The sequence below is a fragment of the uncultured Agitococcus sp. genome (genome assembly GCF_937920075.1).
Lineage (GTDB): Bacteria > Pseudomonadota > Gammaproteobacteria > Pseudomonadales > Moraxellaceae > Agitococcus.
Map to the genome: position 1 here is coordinate 1 of NZ_CALETI010000422.1, position 1,456 is coordinate 1,456.

Annotated in this window: 3 protein-coding genes; 1 reads left to right on the plus strand and 2 read right to left on the minus strand. The window is 38.6% G+C overall.

Going from position 1 to position 1,456, the window contains the following annotated elements:
- Positions 1–132: 132 nt before the first annotated feature.
- Positions 133–297 carry a hypothetical protein gene (locus Q0212_RS14380; protein WP_297926746.1) on the minus strand — a complete coding sequence of 55 codons (165 nt, stop codon included), beginning with the start codon at positions 295–297 and terminating at the stop codon, positions 133–135.
- A gap of 72 nt (positions 298–369) precedes the next feature.
- Positions 370–573: a hypothetical protein gene (locus Q0212_RS14385; RefSeq protein ID WP_297926749.1), complete on the minus strand. Its 204-nt coding sequence runs from the start codon at positions 571–573 to the stop codon at positions 370–372.
- Positions 574–931: 358 nt separating this feature from the next.
- On the opposite strand from Q0212_RS14385, the gene Q0212_RS14390 reads away from it, so the two are divergent.
- A complete protein-coding gene (locus Q0212_RS14390) occupies positions 932–1,153 on the plus strand; it encodes a hypothetical protein (RefSeq protein ID WP_297926752.1) in 222 nt (73 codons plus the stop codon).
- Positions 1,154–1,456 lie beyond the last annotated feature (303 nt).

A 1,456-nucleotide genomic window follows, 5' to 3' on the forward strand; every position in this document is an offset into this window, starting at 1 on the left:
AAGCTGCGTTTTTTCGTTTAAGTGCGGCTATTTGTTTTTGTTGGTCGACAATCGCCTTGACCAACATACAAATAACTAATAACGCAACAAAAAAAGCCATGACTGTGGCTAGCTTTAAAAGAAAAGTCATTTTTAACACTCCTGTACTGTTATTTTTTTTACTGGTGCATCAAAGCCACTCATACGCGCCAAAATTTGGGCTTGGTGTTTTGCGTCATGCTCATTGTGTGCAGACACGATGGCCTCAAAAGCAGGGCATTTGCGACCGTAGTTGATACATACTGTAAATTGTTTCATAATATTCTCCGTTGGTTTCCTGACTACCAAAAAAGAAGCCTTAACAAGTACCAGTCGTTAAGGCTTTTTTGTTTAAGATGCCCAAGCCATGTAATCGGCTTCACGGCTTGAATCTCGCATTGCATTGCATTCCTTAAAGACCTTCTCCTCAAACGCATCATAAAAGCCAAGCTCAATAATCGCCTCAAGAATGTCTTTTCCCTCAAAGACAGCACTTACAACGCCATCTTCTTCGTGAACATCAACCTCAACATTACCCACTAGAACTGTTTGCATTTTCTTTTCTCCGTTTGACCACAAAAACGGCTGGCCACTAAGCAAATGGCCATGCGTTTTTAAAGTCTCGGTTTCAGTGCCTCAGCTCAGATTCCCATCGTTTAGTTTGCTTTTGGCTGACTTATTCGCAGTGTTAGTGCTAGTCATTTACTGTGTTTCCGTCTCGCTCAACAAAGCGTGGTTTGTCTGCTAGTAGCAGTCGGTTGTCGTTTATTTTTACGCTTGCATCATGCCGCGTTTCGATAAGCTAAATATAGTCCCATTAAAAAATAAACGCAAGATATAATTTATATCTTTTTTATACTTTATTTATACTTTATTTATGCTATATTAAGCCAACAAATTAGGAGTTAAACAAATGCAAACAGTTAAAGAGATGGTGCAAGCACTGGGTACTATTGCCTATGTTGCTTGTGTGCTTAGAGTGAGCAAAAACACGGTTGATAAGTGGATAGCTAGTAACCAGATTGGCCGCGCCAGTCGTTTAGATTTTCTAAATATGCTAAAAAAGGCTGGTTACAAAATCACGCTTAAAGACTTAAACGAGCTTGAGCCAACTAAAATGGGGGTTAAACTATGATTTACTTACTATCGTACACATTCGTTTTATTTTGCGTCATGGCATTATTACGAGGTGCAAAATGAAGTACAAAAAGAAAAAACAAGTCAAACAACAACCACCTGTAACGATAATCGGTGATTGTGTAACAAGGGAGATTATGAAGATAAAAGCGATTAAGGGATAAAAGAAAAGCCACATTTAGTGGCTTTTTTTATGGGTGTTAGATTAGTTTGAGAGCATCAAGTAGTTGCTGTTGCGTTTCTGCTTTATTCTCAATCGCAAGCATGACTTTATCATCTATACAACCATCTGCGACAATAT